Annotated in this window: 22 protein-coding genes and 1 pseudogene; 14 read left to right on the forward strand and 9 right to left on the reverse strand. The window is 41.0% G+C overall.

Going from position 1 to position 23,712, the window contains the following annotated elements; all coding sequences use genetic code 11:
• Positions 1 to 354: 354 nt before the first annotated feature.
• On the forward strand, positions 355 to 951 hold the full coding sequence (locus BM135_RS05390; RefSeq protein ID WP_245737298.1) for a CCDC90 family protein: 597 nt from the start codon (positions 355 to 357) through the stop codon (positions 949 to 951).
• A 248-nt stretch (positions 952 to 1,199) separates the two neighbouring features.
• On the opposite strand, the gene mnmC is transcribed toward BM135_RS05390, so the two are convergent.
• Complete coding sequence (mnmC, locus tag BM135_RS05395; protein WP_092518607.1) at positions 1,200 to 3,248, reverse strand: bifunctional tRNA (5-methylaminomethyl-2-thiouridine)(34)-methyltransferase MnmC2/FAD-dependent 5-carboxymethylaminomethyl-2-thiouridine(34) oxidoreductase MnmC1; 2,049 nt, start codon at positions 3,246 to 3,248, stop codon at positions 1,200 to 1,202.
• Positions 3,249 to 3,452: 204 nt separating this feature from the next.
• Between mnmC and fabB the strand changes: the two genes are divergently transcribed.
• The gene (gene fabB / locus BM135_RS05400) at positions 3,453 to 4,667 is read left to right on the forward strand and encodes a beta-ketoacyl-ACP synthase I (protein WP_092518609.1); all 1,215 of its coding nucleotides are present in this window, start codon (positions 3,453 to 3,455) and stop codon (positions 4,665 to 4,667) included.
• A 99-nt stretch (positions 4,668 to 4,766) separates the two neighbouring features.
• Here fabB and BM135_RS05405 read toward each other — a convergent pair whose 3' ends face one another.
• From BM135_RS05405 to BM135_RS05415, 3 genes are read right to left on the reverse strand one after another with little or no spacing between them, the layout of a single operon-like run.
• Positions 4,767 to 6,263: a tripartite tricarboxylate transporter permease gene (locus tag BM135_RS05405; RefSeq protein ID WP_092518611.1), complete on the reverse strand. Its 1,497-nt coding sequence runs from the start codon at positions 6,261 to 6,263 to the stop codon at positions 4,767 to 4,769.
• A gap of 10 nt (positions 6,264 to 6,273) precedes the next feature.
• Positions 6,274 to 6,705, reverse strand: a complete 432-nt coding sequence (locus BM135_RS05410; protein WP_092518613.1) for a tripartite tricarboxylate transporter TctB family protein — start codon at positions 6,703 to 6,705, stop codon at positions 6,274 to 6,276.
• Positions 6,706 to 6,718: 13 nt separating this feature from the next.
• Positions 6,719 to 7,693: a Bug family tripartite tricarboxylate transporter substrate binding protein gene (locus BM135_RS05415; protein WP_092518615.1), complete on the reverse strand. Its 975-nt coding sequence runs from the start codon at positions 7,691 to 7,693 to the stop codon at positions 6,719 to 6,721.
• A 280-nt stretch (positions 7,694 to 7,973) separates the two neighbouring features.
• Between BM135_RS05415 and tctD the strand changes: the two genes are divergently transcribed.
• Both tctD and BM135_RS05425 read left to right on the forward strand, forming a co-directional pair.
• Positions 7,974 to 8,651 carry a transcriptional regulator TctD gene (tctD, locus tag BM135_RS05420; RefSeq protein WP_092518616.1) on the forward strand — a complete coding sequence of 226 codons (678 nt, stop codon included), beginning with the start codon at positions 7,974 to 7,976 and terminating at the stop codon, positions 8,649 to 8,651.
• Positions 8,652 to 8,711: 60 nt separating this feature from the next.
• Entirely contained in the window at positions 8,712 to 10,151 is a 1,440-nt protein-coding gene (locus tag BM135_RS05425; RefSeq protein WP_092518617.1) for a sensor histidine kinase, read from the forward strand.
• On the opposite strand, the pseudogene BM135_RS05430 reads toward BM135_RS05425, so the two are convergent.
• A pseudogene (locus tag BM135_RS05430) lies at positions 10,101 to 10,280 on the reverse strand (EamA family transporter); the annotation flags it as partial. The gene BM135_RS05425 and the pseudogene BM135_RS05430 sit on opposite strands and share 51 nt — an antisense overlap.
• A gap of 73 nt (positions 10,281 to 10,353) precedes the next feature.
• Between BM135_RS05430 and pdxB the strand changes: the two are divergent.
• From pdxB to BM135_RS05485, 10 genes are all read left to right on the forward strand, one after another.
• Positions 10,354 to 11,481 (forward strand): 4-phosphoerythronate dehydrogenase PdxB, encoded by a 1,128-nt coding sequence (gene pdxB / locus BM135_RS05435; RefSeq protein ID WP_092518618.1) that lies wholly within the window; start codon positions 10,354 to 10,356, stop codon positions 11,479 to 11,481.
• A gap of 52 nt (positions 11,482 to 11,533) precedes the next feature.
• The gene (locus BM135_RS05440; protein ID WP_092518619.1) at positions 11,534 to 12,544 is read left to right on the forward strand and encodes an aspartate-semialdehyde dehydrogenase; all 1,011 of its coding nucleotides are present in this window, start codon (positions 11,534 to 11,536) and stop codon (positions 12,542 to 12,544) included.
• Complete coding sequence (gene truA / locus BM135_RS05445; protein WP_092518620.1) at positions 12,544 to 13,383, forward strand: tRNA pseudouridine(38-40) synthase TruA; 840 nt, start codon at positions 12,544 to 12,546, stop codon at positions 13,381 to 13,383. Before BM135_RS05440 ends, truA begins: the two co-directional genes overlap by 1 nt.
• A gap of 46 nt (positions 13,384 to 13,429) precedes the next feature.
• Positions 13,430 to 14,128, forward strand: coding sequence for a DedA family protein (locus tag BM135_RS05450; RefSeq protein WP_092518621.1), 699 nt, complete (start codon positions 13,430 to 13,432; stop codon positions 14,126 to 14,128).
• A 117-nt stretch (positions 14,129 to 14,245) separates the two neighbouring features.
• The gene (gene accD / locus BM135_RS05455) at positions 14,246 to 15,193 is read left to right on the forward strand and encodes an acetyl-CoA carboxylase, carboxyltransferase subunit beta (RefSeq protein WP_092518622.1); all 948 of its coding nucleotides are present in this window, start codon (positions 14,246 to 14,248) and stop codon (positions 15,191 to 15,193) included.
• On the forward strand, positions 15,186 to 16,484 hold the full coding sequence (gene folC, locus BM135_RS05460; protein WP_092518623.1) for a bifunctional tetrahydrofolate synthase/dihydrofolate synthase: 1,299 nt from the start codon (positions 15,186 to 15,188) through the stop codon (positions 16,482 to 16,484). The genes accD and folC overlap by 8 nt, the downstream gene beginning before the upstream one ends.
• Positions 16,474 to 17,055, forward strand: a complete 582-nt coding sequence (dedD, locus tag BM135_RS05465; protein WP_092518625.1) for a cell division protein DedD — start codon at positions 16,474 to 16,476, stop codon at positions 17,053 to 17,055. The genes folC and dedD overlap by 11 nt, the downstream gene beginning before the upstream one ends.
• Positions 17,056 to 17,317: 262 nt before the next feature.
• Positions 17,318 to 17,806 (forward strand): colicin V production protein, encoded by a 489-nt coding sequence (gene cvpA, locus BM135_RS05475; RefSeq protein WP_092518629.1) that lies wholly within the window; start codon positions 17,318 to 17,320, stop codon positions 17,804 to 17,806.
• Positions 17,807 to 17,838: 32 nt separating this feature from the next.
• Positions 17,839 to 19,356, forward strand: coding sequence for an amidophosphoribosyltransferase (purF, locus tag BM135_RS05480; RefSeq protein WP_092518631.1), 1,518 nt, complete (start codon positions 17,839 to 17,841; stop codon positions 19,354 to 19,356).
• A gap of 45 nt (positions 19,357 to 19,401) precedes the next feature.
• Positions 19,402 to 19,992 carry a UbiX family flavin prenyltransferase gene (locus BM135_RS05485; protein ID WP_092518633.1) on the forward strand — a complete coding sequence of 197 codons (591 nt, stop codon included), beginning with the start codon at positions 19,402 to 19,404 and terminating at the stop codon, positions 19,990 to 19,992.
• A 27-nt stretch (positions 19,993 to 20,019) separates the two neighbouring features.
• Here the strand turns inward: BM135_RS05485 and BM135_RS05490 are convergent, their stop codons facing one another.
• From BM135_RS05490 to BM135_RS05505, 4 genes are read right to left on the reverse strand one after another with little or no spacing between them, the layout of a single operon-like run.
• Entirely contained in the window at positions 20,020 to 20,691 is a 672-nt protein-coding gene (locus BM135_RS05490) for an alanine--tRNA ligase-related protein (protein WP_092518635.1), read from the reverse strand.
• 24 nt (positions 20,692 to 20,715) lie between these two features.
• Positions 20,716 to 21,651 carry a LysO family transporter gene (locus tag BM135_RS05495; RefSeq protein WP_092518637.1) on the reverse strand — a complete coding sequence of 312 codons (936 nt, stop codon included), beginning with the start codon at positions 21,649 to 21,651 and terminating at the stop codon, positions 20,716 to 20,718.
• 3 nt (positions 21,652 to 21,654) lie between these two features.
• The gene (gene lysA / locus BM135_RS05500; protein ID WP_092518639.1) at positions 21,655 to 22,866 is read right to left on the reverse strand and encodes a diaminopimelate decarboxylase; all 1,212 of its coding nucleotides are present in this window, start codon (positions 22,864 to 22,866) and stop codon (positions 21,655 to 21,657) included.
• Entirely contained in the window at positions 22,847 to 23,347 is a 501-nt protein-coding gene (locus BM135_RS05505) for a pyridoxal-phosphate dependent enzyme (RefSeq protein ID WP_175485970.1), read from the reverse strand. Before BM135_RS05505 ends, lysA begins: the two co-directional genes overlap by 20 nt.
• Between the last annotated feature and the right edge of the window lie 365 nt (positions 23,348 to 23,712).

Consider the following 23,712-nt stretch of genomic DNA (forward strand, 5'->3'; position numbering starts at 1 on the left):
ACGAGATTACAAAACACCGAATGAGTTATTTAAAGGAATACCCACTCATTTACTTCGTTCATTACGGTGTTGCGCTTAATATGTGAATCCAAGCAGTTAATAATTAAATTAATAGCATTCTTTTTATTACTATTGTTTTTTTAAATGATCGTGTTATTAATAGAACGCCTGATGATTAAAAAATGTAAGACTGATAAAGTTGGTGAAATAATTTGGTGAAATAATATAGTAAGAATGCATGTTTTTTACATTTTGAGGTAACTTAAATACCTAAATAAGATATTGTTATAAATGTGTGATTATTGGAGTTGAAAGGGATATTTCAGGAGATAGTATTATTCAGGAGATAGTAAGATGAAACAGGAAAGGTTTTCTGTTCAAAGTGAATACGGATATTATACTGAAAATAATAAAATAATTTTGTTACCTGATTCGATAAATTTTAGTTACTTAAAATATTCTGGGAAAAAAGAGATGAGTACAACATTGGAGCAAAGAGTTGGAAATCTGGAGTCAGATGTTGCACAATTAAAAACAGATATTGCCGTTATAAAATCAAATTATGCGACAAAGGCGGACGTTGAGAGTATTAATTTATTGATTTATAAGGAGATGGCATCCGTTCGCAGTGATATGTCGTTACTGAGTAGTGAAATGGTATCTATGAGCAAGGATATCTCATCATTGAGTAGTGAAATGGTATCTATGCGTAAGGATATCTCATCATTGAATAGTGAAATGTTATCTGTACACGAGAATATAGCTTCAATGGAGAAAGATATCGCTTCAATAAAGAAAGATATTTTATCTATACATCAGAGAATATCATCTATACATGAAAGCATGTCTGATAAGATATTTTCCCAAACAAAATGGATGATAACAATAATGTTTGGTTTTTCTGGTATAATCATTGCCGCAATGAGGTTTATGTTATTGAATACTCACTAATGTAGAAAAACCTAACCTTTGCAGATATGTTTTTAGAATATATTTTTTCTATTAATTGAATAAAATTGTTTATGGATTTGCTGAAGAACAACGTTGTGTAATGAAACAGTTGTTCACTGTATCCACTATGTCTGAATAAGATAATGAGCTTGAGCATGGTTCTAGTTTTTGAGAATAAAGATCTTGGAGTTTACACCAGATATGACTTTTTCTATACCTGCATACCTGGTGTAAAAAGATCAACTTCTTTAAGGTTTTTCTGTTTTAACGGCTTTGCCGCGTAATAGCTTTCTAACCCAAAAGCGGTTTGGGTGTAACGCTGCTAATGTCTCATCATCAAGTGGCAGGGCTTCTCCAAAAATCTGGCTAGCCAGTAATTCTGCGCTTAAAGGAGTAGAACATAATCCACGCGAACCTAACGCACCAAGAACAAATAAATTTGGGTAACAAGGAGACTCTTCAATGACCTTATCGGCATTTACTTGCTGAGATAAATTTGCATATTTATCCATAAGTTCACTTAAAACAGGAACATTTCCAATCATCGGCATATGATCCCGAATGACACACCGTATACCCTGGCGGGATTTCTCTTCTGAAATATCAATTTCTTGCGGCCAGTCAACATCAGGAAAACATTTTAATAAACGTTCACGGTTTTCTTGTTGTTCGACAGAAGAATATTGTGTATCCAATTGCTTGCGCTGATAACTGGCACCGATACAGTGATATTGATTATTAGGATTAACGGGTGTCATGTAACCATCGTAACACAGTACACTTTTTAATTGGCGCAGGTTATTTGTAGTTGGGATATGGCTAACTTGCCCACGAACAGCGGTTACAGGAAGTTTTTTAGTTTGTTCAAATTGTGGCAGACAGTGACCATTAGCAATAATGACAACATTGTGATTTTTGTATTGCAGGTTTTCCTTATGTTCAATTTGTAACTGCCAGCCGTTCTCACTTTGAATAAGCTGCGTTACTTTATGATTAAAATAAATCTGCATTCCACGCTGTTCAGCAAGTTTAATTACCGCTTGGGTGAGTTGTGCTGGGTATAACCATCCTCCTCGTGGATAGTAAATACCATCATAATTCACATCCAATCCACTTACATGGCTTAATTGTTTGCGGTTCATGCCAAGCGCGATTTCTTCTGGCCATACTGTTCGTAGCATTTTGCCAATTTTATTCGCACTTTTTTCATCATAAGCTAATTGGCTGACACCACACCATTGATGATCAAACAATACATTTTCGTCAATTAATTGATCATATTGACGGCGGGCAAAAGTAAATGCTGATGTAAAGAAGCGTTCTAATGGATCGTCATTACCATTCAATAAGGGATAAATGGCCCCTTGTTGATTGCCTGATGCATTCTGAGAAGGCTGATTATCCTGACAATATAGTGTGACTTTAGCGCCACGACGTAATAGAGCAAGTGCGGTCAGTGCGCTGGCAATACCGCCACCGATAATTGCAATATCATCGGCATGAAGAGCGGCTTTGCGAGAAAACCATGGTGTGTCGGGTAAGGGAGTTGGGTCATTTAATGGAGATAAGATACCGATCAGCATCTCCCTTTTACGCCCAAAACCTTTAAGTTTATTGACATTAAAGCCGGCTTCTTGTAATCCTTGGCGGACGATACCAGCAGATGTAAATGTTGCAAATGTACCTTCAGGGCGGCAAAATTTTGCCATTGCAGCGAACAACTGTTCACTCCACATCTGTGGATTTTTGGAGGGTGCAAAACCATCTAAAAACCAGGCATCAACTTTGCCTGTCAGGTTTGAACTTATCTTCGGTAATAAATCATTTACATCTCCAAACCAAAGATCCAGAGTGATAGCTCCATTAGCCAGAATCAATCTATGGCAACCCGCCAATGCTAAGGGCCATTGTTGGCATAATTGGACAGAAAACTCGTTAAGTTCAGGCCAGCGTTGGTGTGTTGTTTTCAGGTCATCTGGTTTTAATGGATATTTTTCAAAACTGATATAATGGAGTCGTTTTAATGCAGCTTCAGGGTGTTGTTGCCGAAAATGGGAAAAAGATCGCCAAAGTGTCAAAAAATTCAACCCAGTACCGAATCCTGTTTCTGCAATAACACACTCTGGGCGAGAGTGTGTATTAAAGCGTTGAGGAAAATGATTACCCTTCAAAAATACATATAAAGTTTCTTCTAAGCCATCTTGATTTGAAAAATAAACATCATCAAACTGCTCTGAAATGGGAGTGCCCTGCTCATTCCAGCTTAGAGTTGCGCTGTTGATAGTACGGTTTTTCACAATAATGCCTGTACTGTTGATAACAATAATATGGGGATTTTAATGGTCTTCATTTGTTTGCACCACCTATGATAGAGCTTTAGAGTTGAGTCCAGATCAATTTTTTCGTGAATTTTTAACCTGATCGGACTTGTTCAGCGTACAAGTGTACGCTAAAGTGCGAGTGAATAAATCCCGCAGGTAAACATATTGATGAGGTAAGTAATGAAACGTGCAGTAATCACTGGTCTGGGTATTGTTTCCAGTATTGGTAATAACCAGAAAGAGGTGCTGGAATCTCTGAAAGAGGGCCGTTCCGGGATAACTTTCTCAGAAAAATTTAAAGAAATAGGAATGCGCAGCCATGTTTGGGGTAATGTAAAGCTGGATACTTCTGGTTTGATTGACCGCAAAACCCTACGTTTTATGAGTGACGCATCTATTTATGCTTATCTGGCAATGGATGAGGCGATTAAAGATTCAGGCCTATCTGATGAACAAGTTTCTGATTTCCGTACTGGTTTAGTCGTTGGTTCAGGAGGCGGCTCTCCCTATAACCAAGTGGCTGGTTCAGATGGTATGCGTGCCCGTGGTTTGCGTGGTGTTGGGCCTTATATGGTCACGCGTGCAATGGCTTCTGGCGTATCAGCTTGTTTAGCTACACCATTTAAAATCAAGGGAGTCAACTACTCCATCAGTTCTGCCTGCTCAACTTCTGCACACTGTATCGGGCATGCCGTTGAATTAATTCAACTCGGGAAGCAAGATGTTATTTTTGCCGGGGGTGGTGAAGAATTAAGCTGGGAAATGGCTTGTGAATTTGATGCAATGGGAGCACTTTCTACTAAATATAATGAAACACCGGAACAAGCTTCCCGCACTTATGATCAGAGTCGTGACGGTTTCGTGATTGCTGGCGGTGGCGGTATTGTTGTTGTTGAAGAATTAGAACACGCATTGGCACGTGGTGCGCATATTTACGCTGAGATTGTTGGCTATGGGGCAAATTCAGATGGAGCGGATATGGTCGCTCCTTCTGGGGAAGGTGCTGTGCGTTGTATGAAGATGGCATTAGATGGTGTTGAAGGTGGAGTCGATTACATCAATACCCACGGAACTTCGACGCCCATTGGTGATTTAAAAGAGCTGGAAGCCATTAGAGAGGTTTTTGGCGACAATACACCTGCCATTTCTGCCACTAAGGCGATGACAGGGCACTCATTGGGTGCAGCAGGTGCCCATGAAGCGATTTACAGCTTATTGATGTTGGAGCATGGAATTATTGCACCAAGCATCAATATTGAAAACCTGGATGAAAAAGCACAGGGCATGAATATTATTACTGAACCAACCGAACGCGAGCTAAGAACAGTAATGTCCAATAGCTTCGGGTTTGGCGGTACAAATGCATCCCTGGTGATGCGCAAATATTCAAACTGATTTTTAAGCACTGAAAAATTTATCAGCGCAATAAATGATAACCAATCCATTGATTAGGTGGATTGGTTACTTTAATTAGGGTGCTATGATTTTACTGCGTTATTGATTGCGGCGTTTATTAATGATGCGTAAAACGGGTGGGACAACAATTACCATTACCGCCAGAACCAGTAAAACTTGAGCAATCGTACTACTCCACAGAATCTCAAAATTCCCGTTGCTGATTGATAGTGCCCGTCGTAAGTTTTGTTCTAGCATGTCCCCTAAGACGAAGCCCAATATCAGTGGTGACATTGGGAAATTCATTTTTCGGAGTATGTAACCGAAAACACCTAACCCGACCATTAACATAAGATCAAACGTGGTACTGTGGACGGCATATACTCCGACTGCGGAAATAATGGCTATTGAAGGAACCAGAAACCACGTTGGAATACTCAACATACGGGTAAATATCCCAATCATCGGGATATTCATGATCAACAATAACACATTGGCAATCAACAAAGCTGCAACGAGCCCCCAAACGATATCAGGCTGTTCTGTGAACATGGTAGGGCCGGGCGTAATATTATAAAGTGTCAAAGCCCCTATCATCACAGCTGTTGTACCTGAGCCGGGTACACCGAGAGTCAGCATGGGAATGAATGAACCACAAGCTGACGCGTTATTAGCGGCTTCTGGTGCAGCCACACCACGAATATCACCTTTGCCAAATGAATCACTGTTACCACTGAGTCGTTTTTCTGTCATGTATGTAATTGCACTGGCGATTGTAGCTCCTGCACCGGGTAATATCCCCACGAAAAAACCAATGGCTGAAGAACGTAAAGTTGGCCCCACGCAAGTTGCCGCTTCTTTTCTATTGAATAGTAAGCGTCCCGTTTTTTTTATTACTTTTTGACCTGTCGAAGTACTTTCCAGCATCAATAATATTTCACTGACTGAAAACAGCCCGATAACAACAACGATAAATTGAATACCATCGGAGAGGTGCACGTTATTAAAAGTGAAACGATAAACACCAGTATTGGAGTCTACACCTACAGTTGCCAAGCCTAGACCCATTAAGGCTGCAAATAATGATTTTACGGGATTTTGACTCATCATGCTGCCGAGACAGGCAATAGCAAAAACCATTAATGCAAAATACTCTGCCGGCCCAAATGCCAAAGACCATTCTGCAAGAAGGGGGGCAAACAAAATAATTCCAATGATGGCCAAAAGTGAACCACAAAATGAACTAACGGCCGAAATAGAGAGAGCTACGCCTGCCCGCCCCTGTTTTGCCATTGGGTAACCATCAAGGGTTGTCATGATCGCTGCCGCATCTCCCGGTACATTCAGTAAGATCGAAGATATACGGCCGCCATATTCGCAACCAATGTAAACGGTTGCCAGTAGAATTAAGGCAGATTCGGCAGGCAATTTCAGTGCAAAAGCCAGTGGTAGCAAGATCGCTACCCCATTTATGGGGCCAAGGCCGGGCAATAATCCAACAACAGTACCAATAAAACAACCAATTAGTGCAATGAGCAAGTTTTTGGGTACTAATGCGACTTCAAAACCTTGGCTCAGATATACCCAAGTATCCATCGTTATCTCCTTAACTGAGCCAACTGCCAATTGGCAAAGTGACATCTAACAGACGATCAAAAGCAAAAAAGAGTGAACTACCGAGAAATACACCAGAAATAATCGCAGTAAGGAGTGTGGCGTTAAAAAGTAATGCCACACAGATAGTCAATAATGTGGTTGCTAATGGAAAACCCAGCCACTCAAATGACCATGCATACATGGCTAGCGAGACAATCAACAAAACTAAGCGACGTAATACTTGTGGTGTCGGCCAATGGACGGTATCAGGTTTTTTCAATAGCAACAGTGAAGCACAGAGCACCATTAATGAAATAATAGCGATTGGGAATGGGCGGGGGCCCAGAGGCTCATAGCTGTATTCGCTATGGATTCCCCATCCAATGACCAGCCCTATTCCACATAGCACTAGCCATACAGTAGCAAAGATACGATCGCTCATGATGCCACCTCTGTTATTTTGCTAAACCAAAGGATTTTGCCATCTCATGGTATTGAATAACTTGTTTTTTCACATAGTCATCCAACTCTTTGCCAGTCATGTTGAATTCAAATAATCCGCGTAGTTCACGTTGTTTTTTAAATTCATCAGATTGTTGGAGTTTTTTAAAAGTATCCACCCACCATTGATATTGTTCATCAGAAACTTTTGGCCCCATATAAAAACCACGAATGACTGGCCAGACGAGGTTATAGCCCTGTTCTTTTGCTGTTGGAATATTTGCCAGATCACCGTCTAGGCGTTTATCTGCATAAACAGCGAGTATGCGGATTTTATCACCATTGATATAAGGCAAAGTTTCACTCAAATCACCGGATACAACTTGAATATGATTACCCAATAGCGCAGTAATAGGTTCGCCACCACCTTCAAAAGCGACATAGCGCATTTTGCGGGGATCAATACCAACCTCTTTTGCCAGTAATGCTGTTTTCATCCAGTCTTGACTACCGATGGAAGCACCTGCACCAAACACAATGCTATCGGGAACTTTTTTAAAAGCATCCATCAAATCTGTCAGGGTTTTGTAAGGGGAATCATGGCGCACAGCAATCATGCCGTAGTCTGTACCGGCACTAGCCAGCCAGCGCACATCATTTACGTTGTAGCGACCAAATTTTCCTTGTGCAAGATTTAATAAAGAACCTCCGGAAAAGGCGACGACAGTACCGGGCTCAGCAGGTCGTTGGGCAATGATGGCATTGTAAGCAACTGCACCGACACCTCCGGGCATAAATGTCACCCGCATGGGAGAGTCTATAGTTTTAGTTTCCAATAGTGAAATCTGGACGAGTTTGCAGGTTAAATCGAAACCACCACCGGGTTTGGCAGGAGCAATACATTCAGTTCTATTAGGAGCAGAAGTTGCAAAAGCGCAGGTACAAATAAGCAGGCTTGCAGCAGTTAATAATGTTTTGAAAGTTTTCATGTTGATTCCTCACATAGCACCAGTAAAGGATATGAACGACAAATTTCTGGCGCATGTTTATTTATATAAGTGAAACCTTTCAATTACCTTTCATTAACAAAAAAATCATCTGGATGTGACTTTAATCGCTTAATTTGCGCAGAATTTCACAAAATTATGTTAACAAATTGTTTCTAATTATATTTTTGTTAACTCGTGAGCAATTGCTAAATCTTAATATTGAAATTGTGCAATATCTCCGCTTTATTTCTCTGGTTTATTTTAACAAGAGGTATTATTCATGCGTCTCTTATTGGTTGAAGATCATCCAGAGTTATCACATTGGTTACAGAAGGCATTGAATAATTCTGGGTTTGTGGTTGATCTGGCTGAAGATGGTATTGTGGCAGATCAGCTTTTGCAGACTGAAAATTATGCTTTATTGGTTTTGGATGTTGCTTTACCCAGATTGGATGGATTGTCTCTGTTATCCCGCTTACGTAAACGTGATCAAAACTTACCCGTATTGTTATTGACCGCCAAAACAGACGTTGCGGATCGTGTGAGGGGGTTGAATTCTGGTGCTGATGATTACCTGACTAAGCCTTTTGATTTTCAGGAGCTGGAAGCCCGTATTCGCGCATTATTGCGTCGTGGTACAGCGATACCGCAAGAAACACAGAAATTCGGATCATTGACTTATGAAGGCGAAGGGTATTTTGTATTAAATAATGTACCGTTGGTTCTGACGCCCAGAGAATTATCTGTTTTAACAGCATTATTTCATCGCCGAGGGCGTCAGGTCTCTAAACAACAACTGTTTGAGCAGGTATTTTCTCTATCAGATGAAGCAAATCCACAAAGCATAGAGCTGTATGTTCATCGATTGCGGAAAAAATTACTTAATAGTGATGTAGGGATCAAAACATTGCGGGGGTTAGGGTATCGACTGGAGCAGCTGATGCAATTAACTATTTGAAAATAAGAACTATTTGAAAATAAGATCTATTTTAAAATAAAAACTGTTTGAAAATACGAAATGTTTGAAAATACAAAACACTTGAAAATACCGAGATCATTATTCCATCAATTGTTGTTGTTCTTTGGTTTACCGCTACTGTTACTGGGTTGTGCTTCTGTTTATAGTCAGTATATCAGTGTGAGCAATGCAGCAATGTTGGCTTATGATAGAACGCTGCTTGCATCAGCAAGAACAGTCGCTGAACGTCTGACTGTCCGGAATCAGAACTTGATCGTTGATGTACCTTATGTTGTTTTGGACAACTTCGAGCGAAATACGAATGAGCGCTTGTACTACCAAGTTATCTCCCCGGAAGGAGAGACGATTTCTGGTTATGATGACCTTCCTCGAATACCGCAGAATATCCAGCGTTCATCTTTGTATACGGCATTGGCTTACTTTTATGATGCGGAATATCAGGGACATCCTATACGTGTAGTTGGGTTGTATCAGCCTATCAATGAGGATGGCATCATGGGGATGGCATTGATAGTGGTGGCTGAAACGGTAATTTCCCGTCAATATATGGCTCGCCAATTACTGCTCTCTTCGTTGGTTAATCAGGGGACTGTCGTATTACTGACATTGCTCCTTGCTTATATCCTGCTCAAGCTATTACTTAAACCGCTGCAAAAACTTTCAGGCATTATGGTTCTCCGTTCTGCTAATGATTTAACACCATTGCCAAATATTTTACCGTGGTCTGAACTTTCCCCGTTACTTCAATCAATTAACCGATATATCGAAAGGTTGAAATTAATGGTTGGACGCCAAGAGCGGTTCAGTGCGGACGCTTCTCATCAATTGAGAACACCTTTAGCTGTATTGAAAATGCAGGTTGCTGTAGCACGTGGTGATCAAGAGCAGAGGGATAGCATACTGACGGCGATTGATAAGAGCTTGGATAACATGATCTTATTGACTAATCGCTTATTACGGCTTTCACAGCTTAAAGTGCATGAAAAAGAAGCAATACAAAACTATCAGACAGTCAATATCGTGGCGCTATTGCAACAAGCCTGCTTTTCCCGTTTACAGCAAGCAGAGAGCAAAAATATTGACTTAGGTTACGAAGGGGAAGATGCCTTATGGATCAGGGGAGATCCCCTATTGTTAGCCGAAATGTGCGCCAATTTACTGGACAATGCCATCAAATATACCCCGCAAATGGGAGTGGTGACGGGAAGAGTGGGCATAATGCCAGATAAAAAACAGGCTTGCTTTGAGATCGATGATTCAGGACCGGGTATCGCCCAAGAAGATATCCATCAATCGCTTATGGCGTTTAACCGTTTGGATAATGCAGCAGGGCTGGAGGGGGCAGGATTAGGGCTGACGATTGTTAAAGAAATCAGCCTCTATCACGATGCCACTCTCCAGCTTTTACCCAGTGAGGTGTTAGGTGGGTTACTGGTAAGAATTGTATTCAGGCTTCCCGCGAGTAAGTGGGATGCGTAACTGTTGTGCGAGTATCACACCAGCCAGAACAATGCTGCCTCCGATCACGTGATAACTGTGCATTTCTTCATGGAGAACCAAGATAGCAATGATGGCAGTAAATATGGGAGCCAGATTCATAAAGATAGAAGGCATATAGGTTTTATGCGGATAAAGTGGCAGAATAGCAAATTACGCCCATTTAAGCCGTTGGATGAGAAAAGTGAAAATTCTGGTTGATGAAAATATGCCTTATGCTGAACAACTCTTTCAGCAATTGGGCGAAGTACAGGCAATCCCCGGTCGTCCAGTACCCGAGGGAGTTTTGGACGATGCCGATGCCTTTATGGTTAGATCTGTCACTAAAGTCAATGAATCCTTGTTGCAAGGCAGTTCGGTGAAATTTGTGGGAACTGCCACTGCGGGAATGGATCATGTTGATCAGCAGTGGTTGTCTCAGGCAGGGATTGGTTTTTCCGCCGCCCCTGGATGTAACGCCATTGCTGTGGTTGAGTATGTATTCTCGGCATTGATGCTATTGGCAGAGCAAGATCAATTTCAGCTTAAAGATAAAACTGTCGGTATTGTCGGTGTTGGTAATGTCGGCGGACGCTTGGCTGTCAGACTGGCAGCTTTGGGCGTGAAGACGTTATTGTGCGATCCTCCCCGTGCAGATCGTGGTGATGAGGGGGAGTTTTGGCCTTTAGAAAAATTAGTGAAAGAAGCGGATATTCTGACTTTTCATACACCTCTTAATCAATCTGGCCCATATCAGACCTATCATTTGGCCGATGCAGAATTACTTTCTGCACTACCGGATAACCGAATTTTAATTAATGCCAGCCGCGGTGAAGTGGTTGACAATCAAGCATTACTTTCCGTACTGCAAAATGGGAAAAAATTACGTGTAGTGCTTGATGTTTGGGAACCAGAGCCTAACCTTTCTCTACCCCTGTTGGCTTTAGTTGATATTGGTACTCCTCATATTGCTGGTTATACTCTGGAAGGCAAAGCTCGTGGTACAACTCAGGTTTTTGAGGCTTATTGTGAGTTCTTGGAACAACCTCGCAAGACGGAGTTAGCAGATCTGTTGCCAACACCTGATTTTAGTCAGGTTACGGTGCAGGGAGAAGTGACACAAAGCGTCCTCAAGCGTTTGATGCATTTAGTGTATGATGTGCGCCGTGATGATGCACCCTTACGTCAGGTTGCGGCTCAGGAGGGCGCTTTTGATCAGTTACGCAAGCACTATCCAGAACGTCGGGAATGGTCTTCCCTGACCGTGCATTGTGATTCAGAAGAAAGCGCTCAATTACTGTCCAGAATTGGATTTAATGCAAAAGTAATTTAATACAGGCAGGTTCCTGCCTGTCAGCAAAATAAGAGATGTGGAGAAAACCAACATGTCAGAAGGTTGGAATATTGCGCTTTTGGGTGCAACAGGCGCAGTAGGTGAAGCGATATTGGCGTTATTACAGGAACGCCAATTTCCGGTTGGTGAACTGCATCTTCTTGCCAGTGAACAAAGTGTCGGAAAGATTCAGCGTTTTAATGGAAAAAACATTACTGTTCGTGATGCGGAAGAATTTGACTGGTCACAAGTACAACTCGCTTTTTTTGCCGCGACGATGGAAGTAACAGCACAGCATATTGAAAAAGCAACAGAATCTGGCTGTCTGGTGATCGATAGCAGTGGCTTATTTGCGGCAGAGCCGGATGTGCCTTTGGTTGTTCCTGGCGTTAACCCATACGCATTGGCTGAATATCGTAACCGTAACATCATTGCTGTGGCAGATAGTTCAACAAGTCAGGTTCTGACTGCCATTAAGCCATTGATCGATGCGGCTGGAATTGCCCGTTTACATCTGACTAATATATTGCCAGTTTCCGTTCATGGCAAAGCAGCCATTGATGAACTGGCAGGGCAGAGTGCTCGTTTATTAAATGGCATTCCTCCGGATGAAGGGTTTTTCAACAAACAATTGGCTTTCAATCTACTACCTTTATTGCCCGATGCAGAAGGTACGGTGCGTGAAGAACGTCGTATCGTCGATCAAGTTCGCAGGATATTGCAGGATGAAGGGATATCGGTTTCCGTAAGCTGTGTCCAGTCTTCTGTTTTCTATGGTATTGGACAGATGGTGAGTGTAGAAACACTGCGTCCGGTTGGCATAGAAGAAGCTCGCGGTGAATTTGAACGTCTTGAAGAAATTCAGGTCTCAGAAGAGGGTGATTATCCGACTCAAGTAACTGATGCTTCAGGTAGTGATGTTTTAAGCATAGGTTGTCTGCGCAATGATTACGGTATGCCAGAAATGCTGCAATTTTGGTCGGTTGCCGATAATATCCGTTTTGGTGGCGCATTAATGGCGATTGAAATCGCAGAAAAACTGATGCAGGAGCAATTTTACTGATGTCTGATACAGAGCTGAGTCAGTCTGTGCCAGAGGCAAAGAAAGTGAAAATTGCACTGGGGATTGAATATGACGGCAGTCGATATTATGGTTGGCAGCGTCAGCAAGAAGTGAAAAGCGTACAGGAATGTTTGGAAAAAGCGCTGTCGAAAGTAGCTAATGAGCCAATTTCAGTTTTCTGTGCGGGTAGAACGGATGCAGGTGTACACGCGACTGGGCAGGTAGTCCATTTTGAAACTTCGGTACAACGTAAAGATGCCGCATGGACAATGGGAGTAAATACTTATTTACCTCCAGCTATTGCGGTACGTTGGGTCAAAACGGTGGATGATGAATTTCATGCTCGTTTCAGTGCAACGGCTCGCCGTTATCGTTATGTGATTTTCAATCATCGCTATCGTCCAGCGGTATTGGCACAGGGTGTCACGCATTTTCATTATCCATTGGATGAGCAAAAAATGCATGAAGCGGCGCAAAGCTTATTGGGGGAAAATGATTTTACTTCCTTCAGAGCAGTGCAGTGCCAGTCCAATTCACCGTGGCGCAATATGATGCATATTAATGTTAGTCGGCACGGGCATTATATTGTCGTTGACATTAAGGCGAATGCCTTCGTCCATCACATGGTACGTAATATTGTTGGCAGTCTGCTGGAGATTGGCTGCGGTAATCAGGGCATTGGTTGGATGGCTGAATTATTAGCACTGAAAGACAGGACAAAAGCGGCAGCAACAGCTAAAGCCGAGGGCTTATATTTAGTTGCTGTAGATTATCCTGCGTGTTTTGGTTTACCTGAACCCATTATGGGGCCACTATTTCTGGGAAATGATTTAATCTGACATTTTCGAATAATGACAGGGATGTTTGGTCATAACGAGGAATATTATGGAGTTTTTGACTCATTTTGTTGACTTTGCGAAATTCATTATCGATTTTATTTTACACATTGATGCTCACTTAAAGGAATTGGTTAGGGACTATGGTAGTTGGGTATATGGCATTTTATTCCTGATCGTATTTTGCGAGACGGGTTTAGTGGTTACGCCATTTTTACCGGGAGATTCCTTGTTATTTGTGGCTGGTGCACTATCTGCGTTAGGCTCCAATGATCTTAATGTACATATCATGGCAGCCTTGATGATTACAGCCGCAATTATTGGTGATGCTGTAAACTATACCATCGGTAGAATTTTTGGTGAGAAACTATTTACCAATCCAAATTCAAAAATTTTTCGTCGTAGTTATTTAGGTAAGACTCATGAGTTTTATGAAAAACATGGCGGGAAAGCAATCATTTTGGCTCGGTTTGTGCCAATTATTAGAACATTTGCACCGTTCGTTGCAGGGATGGGGAAAATGTCTTACCGTCACTTTGCTGTTTATAATGTAATCGGTGCATTTATTTGGGTGCTATTATTCACTTATGCGGGTTATTTATTCGGTGATATGCCAATTATACAGGATAATCTGAAATTATTGATTGTTGCGATAATCTTTATTTCTATTTTGCCTGGCGTTATAGAAGTTTGGCGTCATCGCCGTGCTACATCAAAAAAAGCGGCAGGAAGTACAGTAGATAGCTAAGTAGATAACCGTAAATAGGTTTGAGCAGTTTTTTATCCACACTGCAATAGCATTGTGGTTTAATGGCACGTAAAACAAAAGCTGGCAGCAGCCAGGTTCAGACGGAAAGGTTCATTAATGAGCTGGATAGAAAAAATTCTAAATAAAAGCAAAATTATGCAAACTCGTAAGGCAAGCATACCTGAAGGAGTTTGGACAAAATGCGACAGTTGTGGTCAGGTACTTTATCGTGCTGAATTAGAGCGTAATCTTGAAGTATGTCCGAAATGTGACCATCACATGCGTATTTCAGCCCGTAATAGATTGAATTCATTTTTGGATGAAGGCACTGGCACTGAATTAGGCAGTGAGCTGGAACCTAAAGATATCCTGAAATTCCGTGATACCAAAAAATACAAAGATCGCTTAACTGCTGCTCAGAAGCAGACGCAAGAAAAAGATGCGCTGATCGTGATGAAAGGCAAGCTGCATGATATGCCAGTTGTGGCAGGTTCCTTTGAATTTAATTTTATGGGCGGCTCAATGGGTTCTGTTGTTGGTGCCCGTTTTGTCCGTGCTGTTGAACAAGCTCTGGAAGACAGCTGCCCATTCGTCTGTTTTACTTCCAGTGGCGGAGCGCGTATGCAGGAAGCTCTGATGTCACTGATGCAGATGGCAAAAACCAGTGCTGCGCTGGCAAAAATGCAAGATCGCGGTTTGCCTTATATCTGCGTTCTGACCAATCCAACAATGGGTGGAGTGACGGCAAGTCTGGGAATGCTTGGTGATATCAATATCGCTGAACCTAAGGCATTGATTGGTTTTGCTGGCCCTCGCGTAATCGAACAAACCGTGCGTGAAAAACTGCCGGAAGGTTTCCAGCGCAGTGAATTCTTATTGACGAAAGGTGCGATTGACATGATTGTACCTCGTACAGAAATACGTGATAAGGTTGCCAGCCTGCTTGCAATGTTGACCCACAAGCCGCAGCTGGGCACAAAAGCGGAGTCAGTAGAAGAAATCGTTATTGAATCTGTTGATGTCGAAGCTGAGATAAACATCAATCCTAATAAAGAAGATGTCTGATATTTTGCAAATTCCTCAAGCCACGTCGCCATTGATGACGTGGCTTTCCTACTTAGAAAACTTACATGCCAAAGCCATTGATATGGGGCTTGAGCGTGTAGGGAAACTTGGTCGCCAATTAGGTTTATTGAACCCTGCACTAAAAATCATCACAGTGTCAGGCACCAATGGCAAAGGGACTACTTGCCATACTCTTGAGTCTATTTTTCTGGCTGCAGGGCTTAAGGTCGGTGTGTACAGTTCCCCACATTTGGTTCGCTATACCGAAAGAGTTCGTATTCAGGGTAAAGAACCAACGGAACAAGATTTCTGTCGTGTATTCGCAGCGATTGAAACCCAGCGTGGCGATATCTCATTAACCTATTTTGAATACGGAACATTGGCAGCATTACAGCTTTTTAAAGAAGCTGATCTTGATGTTGTGATTTTAGAAGTCGGATTAGGCGGTCGTTTGGACGCCACCAATATCGTCGATGCTGATATTGCCGCCATCACCAGCATTGCACTGGATCATACGGATTGGCTGGGAGCCGATCGCGAACATATTGGTCGTGAAAAAGCCGGTATTTTTCGTCGTGGGCATTTTGCGGTGGTGGGGGAGCATGATATGCCCCGCTCAATTGCTGATGTTGCGGATGAACTGGGGGCGAAGCTCTTTCGTTGTGGTGTTGATTGGCATTTTTCACAGAATGAAAATAGCTGGAATTGGTTAAGCGGCAATCAACAATTCAATGAATTGCCTTTACCTAATCTGCCATTGGCGAATGCAGCGACTGCGATGGGAGTGATCCACTGCTTGTTGCAGCAGGATGACAAAGTCAGCCGAGCTATTAATGAGCAGGCAATCCATGCAGGATTGAAAAATGCCCAATTACCAGGACGTTTCCAAATTGTCAGGGAAAATCCGCTAATCATTTTGGATGTGGCCCATAATCCACATGCTGCGGGCTATCTGGTTCAAAAATTGGCAGAACGGCCTCGTTCCCCAGACAGTAAAATTCGTGGTGTGATTGGCATGTTGGGAGACAAAGATATTGCGGGTACGCTTGCTTGTCTTTCTCAACAGATTGATGAATGGTACTGCGCATCATTGCTTGAACTGAGGGGAGCAGAAGCTGAAGTATTGTCTGGGCATCTTATGCACGCCCGTACATTCTCCGACGTGGAAACAGCGTGGCAACAGGCAATAGAAGACGCATCAGTGCAAGATATCATAGTGGTTTGTGGTTCTTTCCATACTGTCGCACATGTTATGGAGACACTGGCGGAGGGCAAGGAAGATGGCAAGTAAATTTCAAAATCGCTTGGTTGGAACCTTCGTTCTTGTCGCATTGAGCGTGGTTGTTCTGCCTATAATTTTTGATGGCGATAAGAAATATAACGAAAGTCAATTTGCTTCAATTCCTTTGGTGCCAAAATCTGATAATGGTGAGGATATTAGTTCGATCCCACCATTGACACAAAGCGTGCCGCCTACACCGCCTGTAAATGCTGCGGAAGCGATGCAATTACAGGAACAAAAGTCAGATACAGACGTATTGCCTGAGCCAACGGTGAAACATGAAGTACCTCCCCAGCGGAAAGTGGAAACTAAATCGAAGTCAGCAAAACAAGCTCCTCAGGCAACAGCATATGTTGTTCAACTTGGTGCATTAAAAAATGCGGATAAAGTTGATGAGATATTAGCAAAGCTACGTCTTTCGGGGCATCAGGTATATACAGTTCCTTCTTCTCCGGTACAGGGACAGTTAACACGGATCTATGTTGGGCCGAATGCGTCAAGGCAAAAACTGGAATCCGTTTTATCCGAATTAAGGGAAATCACGGGGTTACAAGGACAGATCAAAAACTATAAGCCATAACCGGATTGGCGCTTCATGGGGAGCTGAAAGCTTCCTGTGATCATACCAAAAGCTCTACCAAGGAGCTTAAAAGGGTTAAGTATGACAGGTGATTTTCCATTATGGAGACAGCAGTTAAAGATTGACCCATCACAGCGAATGCAGTTTATTTACCTGCCGAAAATTATTTTCAGTAGAGTGATAAATCTACTACGCAAACGTTTTCGTTTTCTGTTAGAATGCGCCCGATCTGAATGTTGGGAGCCTGTTTTTGGATTAAAATATGGTCTGGATTGATTATACGATTATTGCCATCATTGGTTTCTCGGCACTGGTTAGCTTGATTCGTGGTTTTGTTCGTGAAGCGCTCTCCCTAATAACATGGGGCTGTGCTTTCTTTGTTGCAAGCCGTTTCTATACTTATCTAGCGGCGTATTTTACCCGCCTTGAAGATGAACTGGTACGTAATGGAATAGCGATTGCTATCTTATTCATTGCAACATTGATTGTTGGCGCGATAGTAAACTATGTCATTGGTTCACTTGTTCAGCGAACAGGCCTGTCAGGTACTGATCGGGTTCTGGGGATCTGTTTTGGGGCCTTGCGCGGTGTTTTGATTGTCTCTGCTATTCTGTTTGTTGCGGACTCTTTCACACCACTTCCCAAAAGTCAGGATTGGCAACAATCACAACTGATCCCACAATTCAGTCAAATCATCAGGTGGTTTTTTGACTACCTACAAAGTGCGTCGAGTTTCCTGCCGGAGAGATAACGCTCTCCGCTTAGCTGATGAGGAAAGGCTACATGTGCGGTATTGTCGGTATCGTCGGTTTTACACCGGTTAACCAATCGATTTATGATGCATTAACGGTGCTTCAGCACCGTGGACAAGATGCAGCAGGTATTGCAACTATTGATGGTAACAATGGGTTTCGCTTACGTAAGGCTAATGGTTTGGTCAAAGATGTGTTTGAAACACGGCACATGTTACGTTTACAGGGAACCATCGGGATTGGGCATGTTCGTTATCCTACGGCGGGTAGCTCCAGTGCATCCGAAGCGCAACCCTTTTATGTAAATTCTCCTTTTGGTATCACATTGGCACATAACGGCAATCTGACAAACGCACATGAATTAAAAAAAATGCTGTTTGAAAATGCCCGCCGTCATGTCAACACAACCTCAGATTCTGAAATCCTACTGAATATTTTTGCTAATGAATTAACTCAATTTCCACATTTTCCATTAGCGCCTGATGATATTTTCTCAGCAGTTTCAAAAATGCACAAAAGAATTCGTGGCGCTTATGCTTGTGTTGCCATGATTATTGGGCATGGATTGGTTGCTTTTCGTGATCCACATGGCATTCGTCCTCTGGTTTTGGGCAAGAAAACACTGGAAGATGGTCGTCATGAATACATGGTGGCATCAGAAAGTGTGGCGCTGGACACATTGGGTTATGAGTTCTTACGTGATGTGGCTTCTGGTGAGGCAATTTATATCACTGAAAACGGGCAATTGTTTACTCGCCAGTGTGCAGAAACTCCGTCATTGACCCCTTGTTTGTTCGAATTTGTTTATCTTGCTCGTCCGGATTCCTTTATTGACAAGGTTTCGGTATATAACGCACGCTTGCGGATGGGAAGGAAATTGGGGGAAAAAATTGCCCGTGAATGGGAAGACTTACATATTGATGTCGTCATTCCTGTACCGGAAACATCTTGTGACATCGCACTGGAAATCGCCCACATTCTGGATAAACCCTATCGTCAGGGATTTGTCAAAAATCGTTATGTCGGACGTACTTTTATTATGCCGGGTCAGCAGGAACGACGTAAATCGGTTCGTCGCAAACTGAATGCCAATCGTGCTGAATTCAGAGGTAAAAATGTCTTACTGGTGGATGATTCTATTGTGCGTGGAACCACTTCTGAACAAATTGTTGAATTGGCACGTGAAGCGGGAGCCAAGAAAGTCTATTTTGCTTCGGCAGCACCGGAAGTTCGCTTCCCGAATGTTTATGGTATTGATATGCCGAATGCCAATGAGCTGATTGCCCACGGCCGAGAAGTCGATGAAATTCGCCAGATCATTGGTGCTGATGCTTTGATATATCAAAACCTCCAAGATCTTGTTCAGGCTGTACGGGAAGAAAACCCTGATATTGAAAAATTCGAATGTTCTGTATTCGATGGTATCTATGTTACGAAAGACATTGACCAGATTTACCTCGACTATCTGGAAAACTTGCGTAAAGACGATGCCATGAAAGTGCTTGGGAAGGGCGAAATAGAGAATCTGGAAATATATAATGAAGGATAATATTGTTATTATCATTCAGTTATAGCCAGAAACTCAGAGGAAAACATGAAAAAATTGATTGTCGGGTTGACCGGAGCAAGTGGTGCGATTTATGGTGTCAGGTTACTGCAAGTTTTGCAGCCAGTAGAAGGCATTGAAACGCATTTGGTGATCAGCCAATCAGCCCGGCAGACTCTGGCATTGGAGACGGACTATACCCTGCGAGATGTACAGGCGTTGGCTGATGTTGTACATGATAATCGTGATATTGCTGCATCTATTTCCTCTGGGTCCTTTAAAACATTGGGCATGGTAATTTTGCCTTGTTCGATAAAAACCCTATCAGGTATTGTGCATAGTTACACTGATGGCTTAATTACCCGTGCCGCCGATGTTGTTCTGAAAGAGAATCGTAAGTTAGTGCTGGGGGTGAGAGAAACCCCCTTGCACTTGGGGCACTTGAGATTAATGACTCAGGCCGCAGAAATCGGGGCGGTGATAATGCCGCCTGTTCCCGCATTTTATCATCGTCCTGAACATATTCAGGATATCATCGACCAGACGGTTAATCGTGTGTTGGATCAGTTCGATATTGACTTGCCAGAAGATCTATTTAGCCGTTGGCAGGGTGCTAAACCCATTGGGTATAGCACTTAGCCTTAGCAATCTTAGCTGAAAGAACATTTAATCCATTAGCGTAATTTCTATTCTATTAATTCCTTTTCCTTTGTTTTTTCTTGAAAGTTTAACTTTTCCGATTTCTTTAGTATTGGATACATGGGTGCCGCAACATAACATTTTTATGTCACGGCATTGCCAATACCTTAGCCCATCTTCTGTCATGAAGATGATTTCATTTTCTTGGGAAATGAAGTTATTAACTTGCTCTTCAAGGGAAGCGAGTAATTCAGCAGTAATACTTTCTGACATTTTATAATCAGTTCTATCTTTCTCTATGTTAACAAAAGAGCCTTCTACTGATAAAAAACTGCTCATTTGCCTTATAAAATATTCAACAACATGGCTTGCAGAGTGTAAGCGCATAGTTCTGAGCCGATTTTCTTCATTAATGGAGGCTATAACCTGTTGTCCTACTTCGAACCCGGAAGTATCGACATAGTGCTTTATCGGAGAAGTAAAAGACAGTTTGTTACTTTCATTTTGTTCCTCTTCAACACTAACAGAAGTCACCGCTATGCCATTGATCTCGCCCGTATCGTAATTTTGGTTTCCTGATAATGGATAAAATAACGTTTTATCTAAAACAATATAATCTTCACCAACCTCGATAACATTAGCATTAAACGTACAGTCATAAGGAGCATCATCAAAAAGTCTTTTTGTCTGCAACATCATAGCCTCCGAAAATTAAAGCGATTATTAAAGCGAATAGAAAAAAGGAATAAGAAATGGCACAAGAATAGTGATGATACCGCCAGAGAGTAATGCAACGGGAACATAAGAAATACCACAGTGTTTTTCTATAATAGGAAGGGTAACATCCATTGCGGTTGCCCCGGCGACACCAATTGCAATATTGCCATTCCCTATACGCGAAAGTGTCGGTATCAGAAGTAGTGCAATGACTTCACGAAATAAATCACACAGGAAAGCAACAGAGCCTAGCAATGGATCATTCATTTTGGTGAAGAGAATACCTGACAGGGTATACCAACCAAAACCTGAACTTACAGCTAAACTTTGAGTAAGAGATAATGGAATAAAAAAAGAAATTAGTGCTGCGCCTATATAAGATGCTGCAATAGTAAAAAATGTCATTACGATATTGTAACGATTGAAAAATATTTCTTTCAAACTCAATCCCGATAAAGAGAGCTTCATAGCAATAACAAATATCAGAAGATATAACAACAAAGATATGACTATATCATAATCTATCACCGGTGTTATTTTATAGTAACCAAGAAAGAAACCTATTATTACCAGACTTGCAAGTAATATAGGGTCCTTAATATACCCCATGATATCAAAATCATCTTTTTGATTATTACTGGTTGTTACTTTATTTTTTTCATTACCGGCTGTTTTGATGTGAAAAAACTTTAAAACAATCACTATAGATAAGGATGAAGCGAAAGCTATACTTATAGCATTAATACCAACATCAGTTAGCTTGCTTATAATTCCAGGTATTGTGCCAATCGTTATCCCCATTAGAATTAATAGTGAGTAAAGGCACAGGTTAGAGACAAGATCAATTAACCTTATGTTTTTATGCTTAAAAAACTTATTAAAATTGAATCCGACAACAAATGCTATCAGTATTGGTAACAGATTAGAGATGGCAATATTCATTACTTAATCCAAAAAACTAGTTGAGAAAAGATCTTCAAAATTTTCAGCTCTACGAATTTGTATAATAGAGCCACTTTTGTCCTGAATATATTCAGCAGGGCGTCGACGAAGATTGAAGTTTGAACTCATGGAGTAACCATAAGCACCAACATCATTAATGCAAATAAGATCTCCTTTTTTTGTTTTTGGTAAAGGCCTTTCACGAGTAAATACATCTCCTGATTGGCACAGGTTTCCTACAACATCGTATTTTTCTATATCATATTGTTCTATATGCTTTTCTTTGGCGCTAATGTTTTCAATGTGATGCCATGCATTATAGTAGAAACACCGAGGAAAATGGTTATACCCAGTGTTTAATCCCATAAAATTTCGATTTCCGAAACTTTTCAGGGAGCATACTTTAGCAACCAGCTTACCTGCATTTGCAACAAAGAATCTGCCCGGTTCAATAATGAATTTTGTTTTATCGGATATATTAAAATTTTTTCTAAGCAAATCCAAAGAACTTCTTATTGAACGGAGATCATATTGTTCATAAGATTTATAATCATAACCGAAACCACCGCCAAAGTTCAGATGAGAAAGGGAATCAAGTTGTATAGATAACTCCATTAAAAACTCAGCATTCTCAATATACATTTTTGTAGACATCTCACCTGATCCAGTATGAGAATGCAAGCCGCTAATTTTTATTTTCTTGGCGTTACAAATTTTCTGGGCATGGGTGATTTCTGAAGGTGATATGCCAAATTTAGACATCTCACCATTAGTAATAACTTTACTTGAATGGCCTGCACCAATCCCGGTATTTACCCGCAAAGTAATCGATTTTTCTAATGAAGATGTCTCTATATCATCTAGTGCATCAAGAGAACCAATAGACACATTTACATTTTTCTTAAAAGCAAACTCAATTTCATTTTTTGTCAGGCAATCCGCATTGTAATGTATTTTATGGGAGGGAATATTACACCTTAATGCAAGTTCTATTTCTTCTATAGAACATGCATCAACACCAATGCCATATGAATAAATCAGTTTTACAATGTAAGGATTAGAGTTTGCTTTCATTGCATAAAGAATTTTATAATTGGAAGAGTTGAATTCATTTTTTAATTCATTGATATTTTTGATTATTTTATCTTCACTGTATAGATAGAACGGCGTGCCATTATCTCTGGCTATTTTTTCTTCAATGTTTATTTTTTTCATTTTTAATATCCTGTTGTTGAAATTTAGATATATAGCGTTCACCTGAGTCTGGAGAAATACACATTATTTTACACTTGGGGTTTTTATGTATTTCTTTTATAGCAGCGGCCACAACAGCCCCACTAGACAAACCTATATCAATAGAATCATGATATCTTGTGAAGCGACAGGCAGAGAATGCTTCTTCGTCAGAAATTGCATATATATCATCAACAGCATCTTTTTTTATTATTCCTGGAATAAAGTTAGAACCAATGCCTTCGATACTCCAAGGCACGGGATGATATTCTACACCTGAAAAATATTGTTGATATATAGAACCAATGGGGTCGGCAACAATAAATCGTGCTTGGCTTCCTTTTTCACGAAAGTATTTATGTATTCCCATTTCGGGATATACAGACGTGAGAATGTTAACTACTGGGGTGGTTCCGATTAAATTTAATACCCCAATATTATTTTTCTTGCAAGTAATATTCATATTAACTCTTTTGGAGAGCAGGTTTCTTTTTACAATGATAATATATAAATAACTTTTAGTTATAAAGACATGATTTTTGTTTACTCGCGGTATTGTTATCATTAATTAGTTATAATAACCACGTTTCTTATGTAATGTATGATTTTTAATTGTGCTTATTTATTTTTTTCTTTCTTTATTCTGTTTTTTTGTCTTTTTTCTGATTTTATAAAATTACTTATAATTCTGATAAAATAGGTAGGGAAGCTTATTTAATTAGTTTCTTAACGATAAAGTTAAATAATTAAACTAAGTACAAGGCTGAATGGTTTAATAATAAAAATCGTCAGATATATAGTTTTGTTGGTCTATTAAGAAATAGCAAG

It is taken from the genome of Xenorhabdus japonica (assembly GCF_900115195.1).
GTDB lineage: Bacteria > Pseudomonadota > Gammaproteobacteria > Enterobacterales > Enterobacteriaceae > Xenorhabdus > Xenorhabdus japonica.